Genomic DNA, 17565 nt, shown 5'->3' with positions numbered 1-17565 from the left:
CCGGCGCTTGTGCCGGTTTTTTTGTGTCTGAAAATTGTTTGGTTAAAATTCTATATGTAGATGAGGTTGTTGTGTTATGCGTGATTTTGTTTCTGAGGATTTTTCACATCAACTAATTTGGGACCTTAAAATATTGCCCTACATTACTCCTCGAAGTTGCAGGTTCCAGGTCATTATCTAGATTGCTCTATGTTCATGAAGGCCCTTAAGTGAGCCTGGAGGGCTAAGTGTGCTCCGAAAAAACAACCTTTATCTTGTGTCAAGCTTTGCGTAACTAAAAATGGATGCCTTAATTTTTTGACTCAAAAAATACTAATTGCCTCGTTCGATAGGGCTTTCCAAAGTGTTCCATGTGAGAGGGGGCATCTTTAGTTTTTATTGGGCTGGTTGATTCGTGAGTCAAGAGTGAGTTTTGTGAGTTTGTAAGATGGCCATGCTTTCAGTGTCAGACTATGGCGCTTAATAATCGGCCCCCAGTTTTCTGGCAAGCACTGGGTCATTTTCTATGGCAATGTCAGGATCTTCAATTTTGCTCCCGTTCTCCCAGGAATGAACTCTATCCAATATTTTTTTAAAAGTATTTAGGTTCATGCTGTTTTCGTATTCCATAGCGATCTCAAATTCATTATCGTTAAAGTTCCCTTTGGTGACATTGTTATAAGCTGTCCAGGGGTGGCTCTCCTGATTTTTTTTCTTGTTTAAATCTTTATTTTTAAATATGCGGTTCAGATCAACCATGCAGTTAGCTGTATCTTCCGCTATAACGAGTTGTGAAAATAAGTCGGCAACACTGTGGAATCTAACTGCCTCGCTAATTAGTAGTATCATAACGCCAAATGCGGTATAAAATGCATCGTTTCCTCCGGAGGGGTTGTTGAATTTTCCGGGTTCATCAATTAAGGAAAGGTGCTCAAATGTCGGTAAAATTTCATACATTCCAATCTTGTCTATTTTTAAGTTGTTTGTAATGTTGCAGGAGTCATAGCTTCCAGAAATTTTCAGGGGTGAAATTTTTTTAATCAGCGACGGGGTCGTCGAAGATTGTTTTTTCCCTTTTACTTCTTGGCCTTTTTGGAAAAAGGCCCATGATTGGCTGGCATGGTCTTTGTCGTTTTCAAGCTTTCTTAGACCATTATTTGAGTTTGTGGGGCTTGTTAAAAAAGCACTATTAAATTCCATGGAGGATGTGCTTTTTCCTTGAGGTATACCCTTTAAAAAATTATTCAAGAAAAATCTTCTTCCCTTTGCGTTATTTGGGTTTGGGTCAAAACCTATCAGCCAAATTCTAATGGCATCAATATAAAAATCAATATATCTTGAGGATGCGTATTCCTTTGTCTTGTCATTGAAAACTTTTGCTGTGGTTCTAACGGTAATGTAATTTGTTAAGATTTTGGCGTTCTTATTGTTCTCAGGGTTTGTGGCGGTTTCTCTGACTTGTTTTATTGCGTTCCTTATTTTCTTGATCCCATCAAGGTAGTTTTCATTGAGGTGTAGGTATACATATCTCATTTAAGTTTTCCGCTTCATTCTTGCCTTTAGATTTTAATTCTATCAAAAAAGAGTTCTTAAGATTGGTTTTGTCGTGTTACAGGGTCTTACAACTTGGGACATTGACGACATCTTTTGCAATCAAAATAATGGGTGTAAAATTCTAAGGCTGTAATGGTTGCCACTTACTTAGGTTCCTTAAGGTGGGTTGGTAGGAGATTTTGGGCAGTTCCTTTAAGTAGCTAAGAGGTTTATTGTCAAAAAATAGCTGGGGTTGTCTTAAGTGGGTGGTTCGGTTTTAGCTAAGTTTGGTCTCGAAAGTTTCCAAAGGATGCCTTCCGAAGAATACGTTTTTTTTGCGATGAGTTGCGCTGGTCGTCACTGGACCCGTATTAAAGATACAGTGCTGTTTCATTGGCTTTTTAAGCCCCCGCCACAATTCGCCATAATTCCTCCAGATTCTCGCCCGATTTCCTGCCACCTTTCGCCCGCTTCCCCCTGTTTAATAGCTTCAGCATCCAATTTAAAAGTGGAGGGAAGTGAGTGAACAGGGTAACGTTATTTAAGCCGCAGTTTCATAAAGATGATCTGATGCTGCCGAGCGAGGAATACTATCGCCGACGCCAAAAGACCGATGGGGCGGGGCGCTGGTGGTGCTTTGTTGTTGTAGTCTTGGCGGTTGTTGTTGCGGCAATCGGCGCCGAGGTCAATGCCCAGGCGCTTCCCGATGCCGGCGATACCCCCCAGTTGGAGCCTGCGGAGACCGTTACCCTAAATGACATAAAAGGCGGGGATTTACTTTTTAGCGGCAGTGAGCCGGGAAAGTATATCCCGGCGCTACACTTGGACAGCCAGGTGAATATCTCTGTGCGGGGACTGGTGGCGGAAGTCGCGCTTCGGCAACAATTTAAAAATACCAGCGACGCCTGGCAGGAGGCGGTTTACGCGCTGCCGCTGCCGGAGCAGGCTGCGGTGGCCGGGCTCGAGATTCAGGTGGGCGAGCGCCGTATCGTCGGCAAAGTCCACGAGCGCAAAGCGGCGGCTAAGATTTATAAGGCCGCCCGCGCCGCAGGTAAACGCGCGGCCCTTCTCGAGCAGCAGCGCCCAAACCTGTTTACCAATAAAGTGGCGAATATTGCTCCCGGCGAGACGGTGCAAATTAATATTCGCTACTTGCAACCGGTCAATTATGACAGCGGTGTTTTTTCCTTGCGTATGCCCACCACACTGACCCCGCGCTATATCCCCGGCAAACCTATATCGCCCCAGGCGCTGAACGGCGATGAGCGGGAATTGGTGGTGGAGCAGAGTGGCTGGGCGCTGCCCACGGATCAGGTGCCGGATGCTGCGGCGATAACCCCGTTTATGCAGCCCGCGCAGGAGTTGCAGGCGCTGGGCAGCCACAATATTGCGATCGAGGTGGATTTACACGGCGGTCTGCCGCTGGCAAAAATCGACAGTCCCTATCACGCCATTGATATCGATAACCGGGGTGAGGGCCGTTACCGGATTCAGTTGCGCGATGGTACTGCGGAGATGGATCGGGATTTTCTGCTGAACTGGCAACCGCGCGCTTCTGCCATGCCGCGCGCGGCGCTGTTTAGCGAGCAAATCGCCGCAGAACAGGGCGAAGGTGCACAGGCGGGCGCCTATTTGCAGGTTATGCTGCTCCCCCCCAGCGCCGGTACCAGCACCCAGCGTCTGCCGCGGGAAGTGATTTACGTTGTGGATACTTCCGGCTCCATGTCGGGTAATTCCATGCGCCAGGCGAAGGAGAGCCTCACCCTGGCACTGTCCCGCCTGCACAGCAGTGACCGCTTTAATGTGATCGAATTTAACAGTACCACTCGCGCATTTTTCCCGCGTCCGATAGCGGCGAGCGCCGACAATATCCGCCGCGCGCGCCGGGAAATTGAAAACCTGAACGCCGAGGGGGGCACCGAAATGGCGCCGGCCCTGCGGATGGCATTTGGACAGCAGATGCAGGATGACACCAGCACGGTTCAGCAGGTGGTCTTTATTACCGATGGTGCGGTAGGCAATGAGCGGGCTCTGTTCGAGTTGATCAGTCAATCCCTGCACAGCGCCCGCCTGTTTACTGTCGGTATCGGCTCGGCTCCCAATAGCCACTTTATGCGCAAGGCCGCCCAGTTCGGGCGCGGTACTTTTGTCACTATCGGTGATATTTCCGAGGTGCGCGAGCGTATGCAGGCCCTGTTTGCCAAGTTGGAAAATCCCATGGCTACCGATTTGCAGCTCAGCTGGCCCCAGGGCGTGGTGGCGGATGCCTATCCCAAGCGCATCCCCGACCTGTATAGCGGTGAGCCTATCCAGTTGGTGGCAAAGGTGCAGGGCCACTTACTACAGGGGGATATCCAGCTGCGCGGGCGTATGGCCGGCAAGCAGTTTGTGCGCAAACTCGCCCTGAAAATAGACAGCGGCAGCGATACGCGGGGTATTGGCAGTGTCTGGGCGCGCAGTAAGATACAGGCGCTGCGGGACCAGCAGCTTGAGTCTGGGGAGCACTCGGATGCCGGCCAGGCTCTGCGTGAGCAGATTTTACAAACCGCCTTGAGTCATCAGCTCGCCAGCCCCTACACCAGCTTTGTCGCCGTCGAAGAGGAGGTGGTGCGCGGCGCTGCGGAAACCTTATCCCGCAGCCCGGTCGCTAATATGACAGCGCAAGGGCAGGTATTGCAGCGCCAGGCCTATCCGCAAACGGCTACCGGCCTCTATGGGCAGTTGTTGGTGGCGGCATTGCTGCTGATATTGGCCGCCAGCCTCCGGCGGGGTCGCGCTCTGCGCGGCCACTGGATGCACACCCTGCGCCGCTTCTTGCGCAGGGTGTTGCCGGACCCCCGCCAGTTGAGCGGTGATGGTGCGCTAGAGCGGGGAGGAGTGTAAGCGTGCTTCGTTCACTGCTCTTTGTATTGTGCCTGGGGGCGGGACTGTGGCAGCTGGGATCTGCCAGCTGGCTCCTGGCCAAGGCGGAGTTGGCCCAGGTGCTGATCGATAGCGCTTGGGAGGAGCAGCTGCTGGGCGGGGCTGCGCAAAAGCCCTGGCCCTGGGCGGATACCTGGCCGGTGGCCAAGCTCAAGCTGGAAGGGCAGTCGCCATTAATAGTTCTCGAAGGGGGCAGTGGACAGGCGCTGGCCTTTGGCCCCGGCCTCCTGTCCGGCTCCGGCAATCCCGGCGATCCCCGCACCACAGTGATCGCCGCCCACCGGGATACTCACTTTGCCGGATTGGAGCGCGTCAGGCGGGGTAGCTCCATCTATTTGCAGGACAAGCGCGGGCGCTGGCATACCTACCGGGTTGCAGAGCTGCGGATTGTGGATAGTGAGAAAGAGCGCTTGCCTATCTTTGCCGAGCGCGGCCTGCTGCTGGTGACCTGTTACCCTTTCAATGCTCTAGCGGCTGGCGGACCGCTGCGCTACTTGGTCTACGCTGAATATCAATCCGGCGGAGACTTAGTTCAGCTGTGACCAGTGTCTTTATTTGGGACTCGATTTTGTAGTTCGTTTTCTCAAAAATTCCACTAAATATTCCGGTAAAGCGGTTAAAAGGCAAATAATTGTTTTGCCCTTTGGTTTTATTTGTTACTAACCGTCCCATCTGGAAAATTTTATGTAGTAATACTACAATCTCCTCCGCTAACAACCGGGGATGGGGTTTTGTCCGCCAGTCTGCGCGGGCCCCGGAACAAATAATCACAGTCAAACTAGGCACTTGCGGCAATAAATTGCGCCGCTTTCCTCTCCGTCATATTCGAGTAAAGATTTACCAACTTTGCATTTACGCCAACAGAGTTGGTGAATTGGCGGAACCAAGAAAAAAAGGAAGCTTTTTTTTGCCCGCGCTGTAGTTTGCCCGCGTACCGATTTTTGAGAAATAGACCGACTCGACGTCGCCTAATTCGCCGAGGAGCACTTGATGCACGAAGATACCGATAACCTCGAAACGCAGGAGTGGCTGGACGCGCTGCAAGCGGTTATCCGCTATAGCGGCAAAGAACGCGCAGCCTTTCTCCTGAAGCAGCTGTCTGACCGCGCTACCGATGTAGGCGTACAGCTGCCCGCAGCAATCACCACTCCCTATCGCAATAGCATTCCGCCCAATGCGGAAAAGCGTATGCCCGGCGACCTGTTTATGGAGCGCCGTATTCGCTCCCTAATTCGCTGGAATGCCCTGGCGATGGTGGTTCGTGCCAACCAGAATAACGATGGCCTCGGCGGCCATATCTCCAGTTTCTCCTCTGCGGCCACCCTCTACGATGTGGGCTTCAACTACTTCTTCCGTGGCAATGAAGGCGAGGAGCGCGGTGACCTGATTTTCTTCCAGGGCCACAGTGCACCGGGTATTTATGCCCGCTCCTACCTGGAAGGGCGCTTCGATGAAGAGCAGCTGGACAACTTCCGTCGCGAAGTAAACGGCAATGGCCTGTCCTCTTACCCGCACCCCTGGTTGATGCCGGAGTACTGGCAGTTCCCCACCGTCTCCATGGGATTGGGGCCGATCCAGGCAATTTACCAGGCGCACATTATGCGCTACCTGTCTGCCCGCGGCCTGTCCCCGCGCGGCGATCGCAAAGTGTGGGCGTTCCTCGGCGACGGCGAGTGTGACGAGCCGGAAACCCTGGGCGCAATCTCCCTGGCCGGCCGCGAGCAACTGGAAAACCTGGTGTTCGTGGTTAACTGTAACTTGCAGCGTCTGGACGGCCCGGTGCGCGGTAACGGCAAGATCGTGCAGGAGCTGGAAGGCGTATTCCGCGGTGCCGGTTGGAACGTGGTCAAAGTACTCTGGGGGCGCCTGTGGGATCCGCTGCTGGAGAAAGATGACAAGGGCCTGCTGCAGAAAGTCATGGACGAAGTGGTCGATGGCGAGATGCAGAACTTCAAGGCCAACGGCGGCGCCTATACCCGCGAGCACTTCTTCGGCAAGTACCCGGAGTTGCTGGAGCTGGTTAAGGATATGTCCGACGATGAGATTATGAAACTCAATCGCGGCGGCCACGACCCCTACAAAGTCTACGCAGCTTACGCGTCGGCGATGGCCCACAAAGGCCAGCCCACCGTGATCCTGGCGCAAACGGTTAAAGGTTACGGCCTGGGCTCCGCCGGTGAAGCGGCGATGGACACCCACTCCGTGAAGAAGCTGGACCTGGATTCCCTCAAGCGTTTCCGCGATCGCTTTGCCATCCCGCTCACCGATAAAGAGCTGGAAGAAGTTCCTTACTACCGCCCATCTCCGGACAGCCCGGAAATGAAATATATGGCGGAGCGCCGCAAGGCCCTGGGCGGCCCGGTTCCCCGTCGCCCGGTTGAGTGCCCGAAACTGGAAGTGCCCGGTCTTGATGCCTTCAGCGCACTGACCAAAGGCTCCGGTGAGCGCGAAATCTCCACCACCATGGCATTTGTGCGCGCTATCGCCGCGTTGGTGAAAGACAAGAATATCGGCAAGAACATCGCGCCGATTGTGCCCGATGAAGCCCGTACTTTCGGTATGGAAGGTCTGTTCCGCCAGCTGGGTATCTACTCCTCCCAGGGGCAGCGTTACACGCCGGTGGATCACGGCCAGATCATGTATTACAAGGAAGATAAGAAAGGCCAGGTGCTGGAAGAGGGCATCAACGAAGCCGGTGCCATGTCCACCTGGATGGCGCTGGCCACGGCCTACAGCAACCACGGCGTGCCGATGGTGCCTTTCTATATCTACTACTCCATGTTCGGTTTCCAGCGTATCGGCGACCTGGCCTGGGCCGCTGGCGATATGCAGGCGCGCGGCTTCCTGATCGGTGCCACCGCCGGGCGTACCACCTTGAACGGTGAAGGTCTGCAGCACCAGGACGGCCACAGTCACGTGCTGTCCTCCACTATCCCCAACTGCCGCAGCTACGACCCGGCTTACGGTTATGAGCTGGCGGTGGTTATGCAGCGCGGCTTGAAAGAGATGTACGAAGAACAGAAGAACCTCTTCTACTACATCACTATCGAGAACGAAAATTACCTGCAGCCGGAAATGCCCCAGGGCGTGGAAGAGGGCATTATTCGCGGTATCTACAAGCTGCAGTCCAACGTCAAGAAAGGCGCCAAGGGCAAAGCGGCGAAGAAACATGTACAGCTGATTGGTGGCGGTACTATTTTGCGCGAAGTGTTGGCAGCGGCGGATATTCTCGCCGACCAGTTCGATGTGACCTCCGATGTCTGGAGCCTCACCTCCGCCGTGGAAGCGGCCCGTGAAGGTCAGGATGTGGCGCGCTGGAATATGCTGCACCCGGAAGCAGAGCCGCGCAAAGCCTGGATCACCGAACAGTTTGATGGCAACACGGCTCCGGTGATTGCCTCCACCGACTACATTCGTTCCTACGTGGAGCCGCTGCGCGAATTTATCGACGGTGAACTCACAACTTTGGGCACCGATGGCTTCGGCCGCAGTGACAGCCGCGAGCAGCTGCGCCGCTTCTTCGAAGTGGACCGCAACTACGTGGTAATCGCCGCGCTGAACGGTTTGGCCAAGCAGGGCGTTATTGATGCGAAAGAGGTTGCGGAAGCAATCGTCAAGCTCAATATCGATGCCGAAAAAGTTAACCCGCGCACTATCTAAGAGAGAGCAGAACACCTATGGCAAAGCAAGTCATTAAAGTGCCTGATCTCGGTGGTGCCGATCAGGTCGATGTCATTGAAATTACCGTTGCCGTCGGCGATACCGTCGCGCAAGAGGATTCACTGATTGTGGTGGAGGGCGATAAGGCCTCCATGGATGTGCCGGCCCCGGTGGCTGGCAAAATCCTCAGCATCAGTATCAAAGAGGGCGATAAGGTCTCCGAAGGCGATGTGATCGGCGAGATCGAAACCGATGCGGTGGCAGCGCCGGCAGAGGAGCCCGCTGCGGCCCCCGCCGAGGAGAAAGCCACGCCGGTTGCCGAGCCCGTAGTCGAGGCCCCAGTGGCGAGCGGCGCGCCGAAAGAGGAAACGATCCAGGTCCCCGATCTGGGCGGCGCCGATGCGGTTGATGTTATCGAGATCAGTGTGCAGCCCGGTGATACGGTCGAAGAGGGCGACTCACTGATTGTGGTGGAAGGCGACAAGGCCTCTATGGATGTGCCTTCCCCCAGCGCCGGTACGGTAGTTTCTATCGCCGTCAAAGAGGGCGATAAGGTATCCACTGGCGATACCCTCGGTGTGTTGAAAGTGGTTGCCGCAGGTGGCGCCGCGCCCGCAGCGCCGGCTCCGGCAGCAGCTGCCGCGAGTGCGCCACAGCAGGTATCGCTACCCGCTGAGCCCTCGGCAGCGCCGGCAAAAGATCACCAGCTGGAGCGCAATCTCACCGCAGCGGCCCAGGTCTACGCCGGCCCCGCCGTGCGCAAGCTGGCCCGCGAGCTGGGTGTCACCCTGGATAAGGTGAAGCCCAGCGGCCCGCGCAATCGGGTGTCCAAGGATGATCTGCACAACTATATCCGCGAGCAGGTGAAGAAGGCCGAGAGCGGTGCGGTGGGCGGTGGTATCGGTATCGCCAAGATGCCGGATATCGACTTCAGCCAGTTTGGCCCGGTGAATGTGGAGCCGATGAGCAAGATCCACAAGATCACTGCGGCCAACATGTCGCGCAATTGGCTCAATGTGCCCCACGTCACCCAGTTTGACGATGCGGATATCACCGAACTGGAGACTTTCCGCAAGTCTATGAAGGCCGAGGCGGAGAAGCGCGGGGTGAAGCTCACTCCAGTGCCTTTCCTGCTGAAAGCGGTAGCCGCAGCCCTGCGTGCAGAGCCCAGCTTTAATGTATCCCTGCACAACGATGGCGAGCACATTGTGCGCAAGGACTATGTGCATGTAGGCATGGCGGTAGATACGCCGAGAGGCCTGATGGTGCCGGTTATCCGCGATGTGGATAAGAAAGGCTTGTACGAGCTGGCGGCCGAGGCCACTGAAATGGCCCTGAAAGCCCGCGATGGCAAGTTGAAGCCCAACGAGATGCAGGGCGCCTGCTTTACCATCTCCAGCCTGGGGGCAATTGGCGGTACAGGGTTTACTCCGATCGTCAACTCCCCGGAAGTTGGTATCCTCGGTGTTTCCAAACTGGCGATGAAGCCGGTGTGGAACGGCAAGGACTTCGAGCCCCGCCAGATGTTGCCGCTGGCGCTGTCTTACGATCACCGCGCGGTTAATGGTGGCGATGCCGGACGCTTTATGACTTATCTGGTCAGCGTGCTGGCGGATGTGCGCCGACTGCTGCTGTAATTGTCAGCCAGTTAATGTCAGTAAAAAAGCGGCCAATCGGCCGCTTTTTTTATTTTCAAAATTAAGGAGCCCCTGAAGAACTCCCTATAACCGGGTTGGCCTTTAACGGGAAAAGAAATCGTTGCCACAAAAAACATCAAAAAGATGATTTTCGCGCAAATCGACATCGGCTTTCTGGCCGCTAATCCTTTGGCAGCTAGACTCACTGAGAGGCTACTATCATCGCAGCACTGAGAATGTGAGGTGTCGGGTTATGGGACCTACAAGGAAATTCGCGTTGCCGCTACTGGCGGTGTGTGCGATGCAGGGTTGCCTTTTTTTACCCGTGGAAGAAGTCGAGGGTGAAGACCCCTTTTTTTATGAGGTAGAAGCTGCCGAACAAGGTGTTCGCTTTGTGGAAGTCGGCAGTCGCCACAGGCAGGACCCACAACCCTTTGCCGCCCAAAAGCCCTGTGAAACGGTGGATTGCATCGATAGTTTGCAGGGACCTATGGCTTGGTTTTTTCCCATACTGCGGGTCTATTAATCGCAGTGGCCGAGCCTGGTATAAGCCGTTAAAAATGCGTGACCCCTGCCCGCGCAGTGCCGATTCGGAGCGCTACCATGCCAAAATACGCGATATTTATTTCTGTCTTGTCGCTGGGCGCTTTTACTGGGGGGTGTGGAGCCCCCGATACGCGCAATCACGTGGTTTATCCCAGTAATCCGCCCATTCCCCGCCACGCGGAGTATAGGGCCTATCCCTCTTCCCACTCTTCTCATATGCCCGATGCGCCGGTATCCCCTTCGAGCTGTCCCGGGGATGCGGAGGAATTGGCGCCGGGCTCTATCTGTCCACCCAGTGCCCGCTGCTTTGATATTTCCGCTGGGAGGCGGTGTATTTCCTATGAAAGGTAGAATCGCTCTTTTTCTTCTCCTGGCGGCGCCATTGCTGGCGGGCTGCGTTGCCGACGGTTTCTTTTGTGACCTAAGAGGTACGGCGGCTTATTACAGCTATAAAACCACACCGGTACCGCCGGATGAGGTGGCGGCATTCCCACACTTTTGCCTGGCGGGCGATCGCTATCTTGGGAGCCTCGCACACTGTGTTGCCGAGGGGGTGCATTGCTATCAATTGGATACTGGCGATTGGTGTGCGGGTGCTTATTCCCCCTTTGTGCTGAGCTACGGCCCCTATTAATTAACGGGTTTTCTTTTGGCGTTATCCCCGCTTGCTGTGATAGCGCGGTGGGGATAATACCTGTGATTTTTATTCTGTGAATATTTTGCGGCGCGGTGGCAGCAGGGGGCCTCTGAGTGGATTTAATAATGCGAGGTACCAATAGAGGTAGGGGTAGAGGCTGGCTGCGAAATGTTCTTATTGCCCTGGATCGACTGGGCAATGCGATTGCCGGTGGCAGTCCCAATGCGACGATATCGGCTCGCTGTGGTTATTTTTCCCGAGTGACAGAGACACCTTTTCGACGTTACTGGAGATTTTTGGAGCGGGTGATTAATTACGCCCTGTTGCCTATAGATGGCCCGGATCACTGCTATCAATCTTACCTGCGCTGTCACGCCGAACAGCACGAAGAGGGCAGCGATTATATGCGGGCTATTTTGGGGGTTATTGTGATTTTATGCTGTGTGCCGCTGGGGCTGTTGCTTCGTTTGCAGGTGAGGCTTTTTCCCGGAACGGGTTGGCGGAAGGATAAGCGCAAATAAAAAGTCCCGGGCGCATACGGCGCCCGGGAAAAGCGGGGTTAAGGATTAATGGTTTGCGCTATAGAGCGGTTGCTTTCCTGATCATCCGTACTTTGGCTGACTGATAATTTGCCGCCGCTAATTTTGCGCAGGGCAACATAAAATACCGGGGTTAGGAACAGGCCAAACAGAGTGACACCGATCATGCCGGTAAATACGGTGATACCCATGGCATTGCGCACCTCAGCGCCAGCGCCACTGGCCAATACCAGTGGAACCACACCGGCAATAAAGGCCACCGAGGTCATAATGATCGGGCGCAGACGCAGACGGCAGGCTTCCAGTGCGGCCTCGACGGTGCCCTTGCCCTCCATTTCCAGTTCGCGGGCAAACTCCACAATTAGAATGGCGTTTTTGCACGCGAGCCCCATCAGTACAACCAGCCCGACCTGAACAAAGACATTGTTATCACCACCCGTTGCCCAGACACCGAACAGTGCAGCCAGTAGACACATGGGCACGATTAAAATAACGGCCAGCGGCATTACCCAGCTCTCATACAGGGCGGCCAGCACCAGGAATACCAGTAGCACCGCCAGCGGGAAGACCACCATCGCGGCACTGCCCTGGTTGACCTGTTGGAAGCTGAGGTCGGTCCACTGGATTTGCATACCCGGTGGCAGGGCTTGGCTGGCAACCTTTTCAACCGCCGCCAGTGCTTCGGAAGAAGACAGCATACTGGGGTCGGACTGACCCATTAGATCGGCGGCCGGATAGCCGTTGTAGCGGATAACAGGGTCGGGGCCGTAGCTCTGGCGCAGGGTTACCATGGTGCTGATGGGCACCATCTCCCCGTTCATATTGCGAGTGTAGAGGTTGTCGATATCCTGCACGTCATCGCGGAAAGGTGCGTCCGCCTGGGCGACTACCTGGTAGGTGCGGCCGAACAGGTTGAAGTCGTTGATATACATGGAGCCGAAGTACAGCTGCAGGGTGCCGAACAAGTCATCCATGCGCACCCCCTGGGCTTTGGCCTGTAGTCGATCCACTTCCGCATCCATCTGCGGCACATTGGCCTGGTAGGAGCTGAAGGGGTAGCTGAGGCCGCTGGCCTGGCTCAGAGCGCCCGCCAGCATATTGGTGGCGTTTTGCAGCTCACCGTAGCCGGCACCGCGACGGTCCTGAACATAGAGGGAGTAGCCGGAGCCGGCACCCAGACCGAAGATGGGTGGCGGCATAAAGGTCATGGCAAAGCCCTCTTTGATCTGTGAGATTTTGCCATTTAGTTCTGCGGCGATTTCCTGGGCACTGCGCTCGCGCTCATCGAAATCGTCGAACAGGATAAATACAGTGCCCACGTTGGGGGTGTTGGTGCGCTGTAGCGCGTTGAAGCCGACAAAGGCGGCCGCGTTGGCCACGCCCTCGGTTTCCAGGGCCAATTCACTCACACGGCGAGCAACTTCCTCAGTGCGGTCCAGAGAGGCACCTTCCGGCAGGCGGATACTGCCCACCAGGTAAGTCTTATCCTGCACCGGAATAAAGCCGCCGGGGACCTGTTGGAACAGGGCGAAAGTACCGCCGAGCAATATCAGGTAAACCCCAAATACGATACCGCGACGCTTGAGGCTGCTATCCACCACCCGCTGGTAGCGCTCGGAGTTGCGCTGGAAGAAGCGGTTGAACGGACGGAATATCCAGCCGAACAAACGCTCAATAATGCGCGCAGGCATATCCGGCTTGGCGCCGTGAGGTTTCAGCAGGGTAGCCGCCAGAGCCGGAGATAGAGTCAGAGAGTTGATCGCGGAGATAATGGTGGCGATAGCAATGGTGGTGGCGAACTGGCGGTAGAACTGGCCGGTGATACCATCCAGGAATGCCATGGGCACAAACACCGCACAGAGCACCAGGCTGATCGCGACAATCGGACCGCTCACCTCGCGCATGGCCTGGTGGGCAGCGGCTAGAGGTGTCAGCCCCTCCTCGATATTCCGCTCGACGTTTTCCACCACCACGATGGCGTCATCCACCACAATACCGATGGCCAATACCATGGCGAATAGGGTCAGGGTGTTGATCGAGAAGCCCAGCATCAGCAGCACCGCAAAGGTACCGACAATAGATACCGGCACGGCCAACAGCGGGATCAATGAGGCGCGCCAGGTTTGCAGGAACAGGATAACCACCAGAACCACAAGCAGGACGGCTTCCAGTAGGGTCTTGATCACAGAGCTGATAGAGGTGCTGACAAAAACCGTGGGGTCGTAAGCGACTTCCCACTTGAGGCCTTCGGGGAACTGGTCATCCAGCTCGGCCATTTTTTCCCGTACTGCGGCAGAGACTTCCAGTGAGTTGGAGCCCGGCGATTGGAAGATAGGAATGGCGACAGCCTGGCGGCCGTTGAGCAGGGCGCGCAGGGAGTCCTGGGAGGAGGCCAGCTCTACACGGGCCACATCTTTCAGGCGGGTGATCTCACCATTGTTGCCGGTCTTGAGTACAACATCGCCAAACTCCTCTTCACTTTCCAGGCGGCCTTTGGCGTTGATGGAAATCAGGAAGTCGGAGCCGTTTGGCATCGGCGAGGCGCCGATCTGGCCGGCGGAAACCTGCACGTTTTGCTCGCGCACGGCGCTGACAATATCGGCGGCAGTAATGCCTACGGCGGCGGCTTTTTGCGGGTCCACCCACAGGCGCATGGCGTAGTCACCGGAACCGAACACGGCGGCGAGGCCCACGCCGGGAATACGGGAGAGCTCATCGCGGATATGCAGTACGGCGTAGTTGCGAATATAGGTGGCGTCGAGGCTGTCGTCCGGTGAAATCAGGTGCACCGCCATCATCAGGTTTGGCGACTGCTTCTGGGTGGTAACCCCCTGTAGGCGCACATCTTCGGGCAGGCGCGGCAGGGCCTGGGATACGCGGTTTTGCACCTGTACCTGGGCTTGGTCCGGGTCTGTGCCCAATTCAAAGGTCACGTCCAGAGTCAGGGTGCCATCACTGCCAGCCACTGACTTCATGTAGATCATATTCTCCACGCCGTTAATCGCTTCCTCTAGCGGCGTGGCGACGGTTTCCGAAATCGTTTTGGGGTTGGCGCCGGGATAGCGAGCGCTCACTTGCACACTGGGCGGCACTACTTCCGGGTATTCGCTGACCGGCAGTGAGGGAATACTGATCAGCCCCACAACGAAAATAATGATCGACAACACAGAGGCAAAAATCGGTCTGTCGACAAAGAAACGGGAAAAATTCATAGATTGCTACTCCGAGAGCGACTCAGTCAGCCGCTCGGATTCCATTGATAGGATTAGCTGAATATGGGGGCTTGCTGGGCCCCTCGCTCTCTGCTCAGTGGCCGGCGACCTGGGTCGCCGTTACCGGCTTCTGCATGGCCACCATTTCCGGCGCGACCGGCATACCCGGGAAGAAAATCTTTTGCAGGCCGTTTACCACAATTTTTTCACCGGGCTCCAGACCGCTGCGGATAACCACGAGATCACCTTGGCGCGGGCCTGTGACCACGGGACGTTTCTCGGTGATATTGCTGTCGTTGACGATATAGACATAGCGGCGGTCCTGATCGGTCATTACCGCTTTGCTATCGATTAAAACGGCCTGTGCCATCTCTTCAATCGGCATTTCCACCCGGGCAAATTGCCCCGGTTTAAAAAAGCCCTCTTTGTTGTTAACCAGGGCGCGGAACTGAATAGTGCCAGTGTGGCTGTTCAGGCGGTTATCAATAAAGTCCAGTTTGCCGCTGTGTGGGTAGCCCTGCTCGCCGGCGAGACCTATGCGCACAGCGGGCTTTTGTTCGCTGTTGAGCAGGTTGCGGCCCTTGGCAAAGGTCTGTTCATCACTTTCGAAGTACACGTACATCGGGTCGACAGAGACCAGCGTCGTCAGCAGGGTGCTGTCGGCATTGGCGAGGTTGCCGCGAGTCACCAGGGCGCGGCTGACCCGGCCACTTATCGGTGCTTTGACCTCGGTGTACTGAAGGTCCAGCTGGGCATTTTCCAGTGCTGCCTCGGCAGCGCTGAGGGCTGCTCGGGCTGAATCCCGCGAGGCGATACGGCGGTCGTACTCCTCGCGGGAAATGGCCTTGCTGTCGAGCAACTGTTGCGCGCGGGCGGCCTGCTTTTCGCTGTAGGAAAGGTCGCTGCGCACTCGGGCCAGATCGGCGCGGGCGGCGCGTTCGCGGGCCTGATAGGGGCGGGGGTCAATGGTAAACAGGATATCGCCCCGCTTGACCAGAGCGCCCTCGACAAAGGATACCTTATCGATATAACCGCTCACCCGCGGGCGTAGCTCGACGGTTTCCGGGGCGGCGACACGGCCGGTAAAGCTACGCCACAAGGTGGTGGCCGCAGAGGAGACCTGGGCAACCTCCACAGCGGCGGGAGGCGGTTGCTGGCCGCTAGGTTCGCCGCTGTTGCAGCCGGCGATGACCAGTGCGGTTACGCCGAATAAAACTGTGGTTAATTTTCTTACCATAACGCGTGTGCTCCCTTTGCTACGGAGGGGGAAGGGCTGTTGGGTACTTCTCCCACTAAGGGCGCCACTCTAGCGGTGCTGGGGGTGGTGGCGATATCCGGGAACTGTTAATTGATTGCCTATTTCTACTTAAGGGGCGTTTTTGCTCTGGAAGGATCACATTCTTATCTATGTGTAAATAACTGTATATATAGCCATGTGCGGGGAGTGGTTGTTAAGATATTACAGGGTCTGTAGCGCTTCTTATCGGTTGTGGTTACCTATTGCTGCACAGTAATTGCCCAATCCTGCAAAACCACATAAAAATTGCCTAAAACTCCGTATACTCTGTCTACTTCGTGTTGAGTCGTGAAATTGGTAGCAGGCACAAGGGGAGCATATGAGCACTGAAAAAAGAGTGGAATCCAACTCTGTCGCTGTGGATATGGAGTCAATACGGCAGAAACTGATTGTCTCCCTGATGCGCCAGGCAGCGGAGCAGGGGTTAAATGACACCGCGCTGGAGGGGCTCTCCCTGATCCGCTGCAACGAGCCGGGCGCCTGCACGGCAGCGGTGTATACCCCCTCTTTGAATTTTATTATTCAGGGGCGCAAGACTCTTGAGTTGGGCGACCGGGAAATTTCCTATATGCCGCTGAGTTATGTGGCAACCTCGGTGCATTTGCCAATTTTGGGGCGTATTGAAGATGCCTCGCAGGAAACGCCATTTCTCGGCGTGAAGATAGTGATTGATCCGCAAGAGGTGGCGGATTTGGTCATAGAATTGGGGGATAAAGCACCGGGTGTGGAGGCGGGCTATGATTGTCCCGAAGTGAGCTGTGGTCTGTGCCTGACCAAAATGGACTACGGTATGCTCGACGCCCTAAACCGACTGGTCTCCCTGCTCGATAGCCCCAGGGATGTCCCGATACTGGCGCCACTGGCCCGGCGTGAGATTATCTATCGCGCCCTAATGGGGGAGATTGGCGCGCGGATGCGTAAATTTGCTATGGTCGACAGCCAGGCGAACCGGGTTTCCCGGGTGATAGAGGTGCTAAAAGATCGCTTCTCAGAGCCGCTGCGTATCAGCGATTTGGCGGACCAGGCCAATATGAGTGAATCGTCTCTGTATCACAGTTTCAAGCAGATCACGCGCATGTCCCCACTGCAATTTCAGAAAAAACTGCGTTTGCACGAGGCGCGGCGCCTGATGTTGAGCGAGGGCCTGGAAGCGGCTTCAGCCAGCTATCGGGTTGGCTATGAGAGCCCCTCTCATTTCAGCCGTGAATACAGCCGTATGTTTGGTCTGCCGCCCCGTGCGGATGTAATTAAGTTGCGCGGTGAGCAGCGGATGCCGGCTTAATTTGAAACTGGGGTACTCTGCTTCAGGACGAGCAAACTACACCAGCCCTCCATAACCAGGTGGGTATTGGGGGCTCAAACAGCCACAGTTCACATATTTTTCCCTGCCTGTGGGGCACCGGGGTAATTTACCTTGTCTTTTTCCTCTTTCATTTGTTCTTGTGCTGGCGGTGCTGCAATAAATATGGCCTGAATGATAAAAGTAGGTTTTTTTGCATTCAGGTTAATTCGGGAGGGGCGCTTTACTCGGATTAAAGGCTTCGCCTTAGCGGGTGATTTTTTCAATTTTTCTAGATTGGAGACGGCGCCATAAAGGCGCCGT

The 17565-nt window shown here is 55.4% G+C and carries 12 protein-coding genes; 8 read left to right on the top strand and 4 right to left on the bottom strand.

The window, feature by feature from the left end; genetic code table 11:
• Positions 1-459: 459 nt before the first annotated feature.
• Positions 460-1512 carry a hypothetical protein gene (locus ACJJIK_RS11425; protein ID WP_444942810.1) on the bottom strand — a complete coding sequence of 351 codons (1053 nt, stop codon included), beginning with the start codon at positions 1510-1512 and terminating at the stop codon, positions 460-462.
• Between the two features lie 522 nt (positions 1513-2034).
• On the opposite strand from ACJJIK_RS11425, the gene ACJJIK_RS11420 reads away from it, so the two are divergent.
• From ACJJIK_RS11420 to ACJJIK_RS11390, 7 genes are all read left to right on the top strand, one after another.
• Positions 2035-4395: a marine proteobacterial sortase target protein gene (locus ACJJIK_RS11420; protein WP_444942809.1), complete on the top strand. Its 2361-nt coding sequence runs from the start codon at positions 2035-2037 to the stop codon at positions 4393-4395.
• Positions 4396-4397: 2 nt separating this feature from the next.
• Positions 4398-4976, top strand: coding sequence for a class GN sortase (locus ACJJIK_RS11415; protein ID WP_444942808.1), 579 nt, complete (start codon positions 4398-4400; stop codon positions 4974-4976).
• Between the two features lie 448 nt (positions 4977-5424).
• Positions 5425-8094: a pyruvate dehydrogenase (acetyl-transferring), homodimeric type gene (gene aceE, locus ACJJIK_RS11410; protein ID WP_444932285.1), complete on the top strand. Its 2670-nt coding sequence runs from the start codon at positions 5425-5427 to the stop codon at positions 8092-8094.
• 17 nt (positions 8095-8111) lie between these two features.
• Positions 8112-9731 carry a dihydrolipoyllysine-residue acetyltransferase gene (gene aceF, locus ACJJIK_RS11405; RefSeq protein WP_444942807.1) on the top strand — a complete coding sequence of 540 codons (1620 nt, stop codon included), beginning with the start codon at positions 8112-8114 and terminating at the stop codon, positions 9729-9731.
• Between the two features lie 253 nt (positions 9732-9984).
• Positions 9985-10257, top strand: a complete 273-nt coding sequence (locus ACJJIK_RS11400; RefSeq protein ID WP_444932283.1) for a hypothetical protein — start codon at positions 9985-9987, stop codon at positions 10255-10257.
• A 360-nt stretch (positions 10258-10617) separates the two neighbouring features.
• Positions 10618-10911 (top strand): hypothetical protein, encoded by a 294-nt coding sequence (locus ACJJIK_RS11395; RefSeq protein WP_444932281.1) that lies wholly within the window; start codon positions 10618-10620, stop codon positions 10909-10911.
• 128 nt (positions 10912-11039) lie between these two features.
• Positions 11040-11435, top strand: a complete 396-nt coding sequence (locus ACJJIK_RS11390) for a hypothetical protein (RefSeq protein ID WP_444932280.1) — start codon at positions 11040-11042, stop codon at positions 11433-11435.
• A 38-nt stretch (positions 11436-11473) separates the two neighbouring features.
• Here the strand turns inward: ACJJIK_RS11390 and ACJJIK_RS11385 are convergent, their stop codons facing one another.
• Entirely contained in the window at positions 11474-14665 is a 3192-nt protein-coding gene (locus ACJJIK_RS11385; protein WP_444942806.1) for an efflux RND transporter permease subunit, read from the bottom strand.
• Between the two features lie 94 nt (positions 14666-14759).
• Entirely contained in the window at positions 14760-15902 is a 1143-nt protein-coding gene (locus ACJJIK_RS11380; protein ID WP_444942805.1) for an efflux RND transporter periplasmic adaptor subunit, read from the bottom strand.
• A gap of 379 nt (positions 15903-16281) precedes the next feature.
• Between ACJJIK_RS11380 and ACJJIK_RS11375 the strand changes: the two genes are divergently transcribed.
• Positions 16282-17244, top strand: coding sequence for an AraC family transcriptional regulator (locus tag ACJJIK_RS11375; RefSeq protein ID WP_444932277.1), 963 nt, complete (start codon positions 16282-16284; stop codon positions 17242-17244).
• 89 nt (positions 17245-17333) lie between these two features.
• Here ACJJIK_RS11375 and ACJJIK_RS11370 read toward each other — a convergent pair whose 3' ends face one another.
• A complete protein-coding gene (locus ACJJIK_RS11370; RefSeq protein WP_444932276.1) occupies positions 17334-17528 on the bottom strand; it encodes a hypothetical protein in 195 nt (64 codons plus the stop codon).
• Between the last annotated feature and the right edge of the window lie 37 nt (positions 17529-17565).

It is taken from the genome of Microbulbifer regidiadema (SeqCode), from assembly GCF_052466995.1.
This window is presented reverse-complemented; position numbering and strand designations above follow the sequence as displayed.